This window comes from Brevundimonas sp., assembly GCF_041648055.1.
In the GTDB taxonomy this organism is placed as follows: Bacteria; Pseudomonadota; Alphaproteobacteria; order Caulobacterales; family Caulobacteraceae; genus Brevundimonas.
The window spans coordinates 1-3,554 of sequence record NZ_JBAZPS010000026.1 but is presented as its reverse complement, the minus strand read 5'-3'; the positions used below and the strand labels follow the sequence as shown (position 1 = coordinate 3,554).

Annotated in this window: 4 protein-coding genes; 2 read left to right on the top strand and 2 right to left on the bottom strand. The window is 61.1% G+C overall.

The genetic code is table 11. The features are described from left to right. Nucleotides 1-769: 769 nt before the first annotated feature. Nucleotides 770-1,099, bottom strand: coding sequence for a hypothetical protein (locus WC585_RS17190; RefSeq protein ID WP_373259226.1), 330 nt, complete (start codon nt 1,097-1,099; stop codon nt 770-772). Between the two features lie 196 nt (nt 1,100-1,295). Beyond that, on the bottom strand, nt 1,296-2,003 hold the full coding sequence (locus WC585_RS17185) for an IS6 family transposase (RefSeq protein WP_373259224.1): 708 nt from the start codon (nt 2,001-2,003) through the stop codon (nt 1,296-1,298). Nucleotides 2,004-2,211: 208 nt separating this feature from the next. Here WC585_RS17185 and WC585_RS17180 point away from each other — a divergent pair, with 208 nt between their 5' ends. Beyond that, the gene (locus WC585_RS17180) at nt 2,212-2,631 is read left to right on the top strand and encodes a hypothetical protein (RefSeq protein ID WP_373259222.1); all 420 of its coding nucleotides are present in this window, start codon (nt 2,212-2,214) and stop codon (nt 2,629-2,631) included. A 112-nt stretch (nt 2,632-2,743) separates the two neighbouring features. Next, nucleotides 2,744-3,391 (top strand): TetR/AcrR family transcriptional regulator, encoded by a 648-nt coding sequence (locus tag WC585_RS17175; RefSeq protein WP_373259221.1) that lies wholly within the window; start codon nt 2,744-2,746, stop codon nt 3,389-3,391. Nucleotides 3,392-3,554 lie beyond the last annotated feature (163 nt).

Sequence of the window (3,554 nt, the reverse complement as noted above, 5' to 3'; positions counted from 1 at the left end):
GCCGGCAACCAGAGCGGCTGGTAGGCGTCGAGGGTTTTCTCGGCTGCTGTATTGGAGTTTGGCGTCACGGGGTTGTCGCAGACGATGCCCCGCAAGCTGTCCGCGACGGGGTGGCTGGGTCGGGAAAGACATTGGCGAACAGGGGCGCATTAGATCCGTCACGCCGATCCTCGACACGCCATCGTCCGCGCTCCCCCGGCCGGTCAGAGGTTATGCGCAGCGTGTAGGCGCGGGACTCGCCGCTCGACGACGGTTCGCCGGCGGCCGCGAAGAAGGCTCCTGTCTGTTCACCGCCGCGTTGATCGGAGATTCGGGCAGCGACCTGCCCCGCAGGATCGACGACTTCCAGGACGGCGTCGAAATCGGGCGACGAGATGCTCAGCCAGATTTGCTGAGCCGGGGCGAGGCTCGTTCCACTGCGGTGCGACCATCGGCCCGTAGTGTCGCGTGAATCATTGCAGTCTTCACCGAGCACGCCTCGCAGACCCGTGCCCGCCGCCAAAGGCGGGGGGCGTCCCGGCATGGGCGGAGGAGTGGGATCCTGTACTGGAATCGTCAGTCCAAAGGAGAGGACTATCGGTATGATGGGAAGCGCCATGAGATTGAAAGCTCCACCGACTGCTGTTTGCTTTGCGTCCAAGGCCTGAACTTACCGTCGGGCCGAACAAGCCATCAATACTCAAGTTCGCTGGAGCGCTGGGGGTGCTTACGCCCCGATCCAACAGATGGTCACGGCAGCGAGCATCTCTCGGTGACGATCGACATCCCGCTATTCGACTCCCGCCAACCCGTTGCGCTCGCTGTATTCGGTTCGCGCTGAGCTGGCGAGATTCGCCATGCGAACCTGCTCCACGATCCAACGGTCGAGGTCCTTGCCGTCCTCACGCTTGAGTTCGACGCCCGCGTTGCGCAGACGCGTCAAGTGGACGGCCCCTCCGAAGTTCGCCGCCGACAACCATTGAAGACTCTCCAGCACAGCTTCATGGCTCATGGTGACACCAGGCTCCGGGGGCGGCTCAAGCCACCTGTCGAGATGCGCCATGATGGTCTGAAGGGTCTCGTCCAACGCCGGCGTCATCGTCCTCACCGATTTGTTCATAACGGCCGACATTCTGGCCGATATTACCAAGTCGGCAAAGGTCGCAAACCACCGACAGCGTCCGGACGGACACCCCCGTTTGCGCTGCTGGCGTTTCGTCGGCTCACCCTCCATCTTCTTGAGCCTGCGTGGGGGTGCTGTCAGTCCAACGACAACTTGTCTCCACTAGCCGCAGGTAGGGCAGGGGAGGCGATGCCTATCCGGCGAGCGTCTTCCACTCAGCCAGGGCGGCTGAGCGTTGGGCCTTGTATGTCTCTCTGCTGATGAGGTGGCGATCTTGGTTGAAGTGGTTGTGGAAGGCGGCGTGGACGGAGCTGAACTTCTGCAGCGTCTTCATTTGCCGGAACCTCAGCATGGCCCGTTCTCGTCGTCGGAAGGGTAGGTGTGAGTTCTCGACCCTGTTGTTGGCCCACCTGCCAACCTCCTGCTTTTCGGTGTTGCCGAGGTCCTTCATCGCTGCCTTGTAGGAGCGAAGTCCGTCGGTGGTGATGGCCTTCACCCGGCCATGGCGCTTCATGAGTTTCTTCATGAACTTGAGAGCGGCCGGCTTGTCCCTGGTCTTGCTGGCAAAGGATTCCAGCACCTCGCCCTCGTGGTCGACGGCGCGCCAGAGGTAGTGCATCTCGCCGTTGATCTTCACGTAGACCTCGTCGAGGTGCCAACGCCAGTGAGTGAAAGCGCGCATCTTCTGGACCCGCTTCCTGCGGATCTCGGCAGCGAACATCGGACCGAACCTGTTCCACCAAAGCCGCACCGTCTCGTGGCAGACATCGATGCCGCGCTCGGCCAGCAGGTCTTCCACATTTCGGAGAGACAGCGGGTACTTCACGTACATCATGACCACGAGCCGGATCACCTCTGGTGAGCTGTCGAAATAGCGAAACGGGTTGGTGCTTTTAGCCATGGTGGCGACACTAGGCGGGCCCGGATTACCGGCTGGCTAAGTTTGGGCTGACAGAGCCCGATGACTTCGCCCAGTTCCAGATCGGTTGTCGTGCCGTCCAACGGTTCTGCGGCTGGGCCGAACTACCGAGCACCGCCGCCCACTAGTCCGGTCGCCAACGCCCGGATGAAACCAAGTCCACCGCCATCTCAATCAGGACCACACCACGATGACCATGTTCACTGCGCGCCCCGGTCGGGCCAGGCTCTATATGCAGAGCCCGTTCACCGCCGAGCTCGCACCATCACTCCGCGTTAAGCAGGATCGCGCGTATCCAGCTTCTGTCTATCTGGCCCTACTGCTGGATCTGCCGGATCCGGATGGATACGGTGCCGTGGTGCTGGACGACGACGGCTACACGCGTCAGGCGGTGGCCCTATCACCGCGTAGTTCGTCGCACCTGACTATCCACCGCCCAGTGCGCTTTGAGATCCCCGGCCAACCTATGGTCCGGGGCATGGCTCTGTTCAACGGGCAGGGCGAGCTCGCTGCCTACGGCGCACTTCGCAGCGCTCACGCCGGTTATCCCGCTCCAAGCTTCATCGAGTTCAAGTCGCACCAGATCTTGGTCAAGCGCGTCGATCGCTGATTTGGGAAATCTATAACAGTCGCTACATTTTATTGTCGAGCTATGGTAACCATTATGTAGCGATCGATCATTAAAAATGCCGCCCTGTCGTCAGCATTCTAGAGCGATCGTTATGGTAACGGAACGTTTTCGTGGTCGGCCTCGCGAATTCGACCGCGATCAGGCGCTGGCCAAAGCGATGAAGCGGTTTTGGCTCTTGGGCTTCGACGCTACGTCTATGCGTCACCTCGCCGAGGCCATGGCGATCTCCCAACCGAGTCTCTACGCATGCTTTGGCAGCAAGGCGGCGCTGTATGTCCAAGTAGTCGGCGCCTTCGAGGAGGAAGTCGCCTTCTTGGACATGTCCGCTGTCACGACAGCTTCGAGCCTATCCAAAGGATTGGATCGTATGCTGGACGACTTGGTGAGGCGGATCACCAAGTCAGGATCGCCGAAAGGCTGCATGATCCTCGGAGGACAGATCGCAGACGTTCCTGGCCAACGCCATCTCGTGCTCCATTTGAGGGCGCGGCGTCGAGCCTACCAAGCAGCGCTGTCGGTGGCACTAGAGACTTGGCTTCCACTTAAAAAGGCCAGCGCAACGGCAGCGGTCGTCACGATTTTTGCTCGGGGGCTTTCTGATCAGGCCCGGGATGGCGATACAGCAGCGCTTTTGCGTCAATCAGTCGAGGATTTCGGTCGGCACGCCACTCACGCAACCGAAACCACCGGCAGCGGCGGCAGCGGCAGCGGTGGCGCAAACCTAGAGGCAGCCGCATAGACCCCGGTCGGAGCCGTTGGCGTCGTGACCAAGACTGCGTGAGCAAGTTTCGGCCTCACCGCTGAATAGATCGAGGCCCCGCCGGAAACGGCGGGGCCTTCTCATCAGGGATTCAAGCCGCTCGTCAGAAGAAGCCGAGCTTGTCGGGGCTGTAGCTGACCAG

Bases quoted from the DNA above. Each gene is read 5' to 3' on its own strand.
- WC585_RS17190 (WP_373259226.1), bottom strand. From the start codon at position 1,099: ATGAACAAATCGGTGAGGACGATGACGCCGGCGTTGGACGAGACCCTT.
- WC585_RS17185 (WP_373259224.1), bottom strand. From the start codon at position 2,003: ATGGCTAAAAGCACCAACCCGTTTCGCTATTTCGACAGCTCACCAGAG.
- WC585_RS17180 (WP_373259222.1), top strand. From the start codon at position 2,212: ATGACCATGTTCACTGCGCGCCCCGGTCGGGCCAGGCTCTATATGCAG.
- WC585_RS17175 (WP_373259221.1), top strand. From the start codon at position 2,744: ATGGTAACGGAACGTTTTCGTGGTCGGCCTCGCGAATTCGACCGCGAT.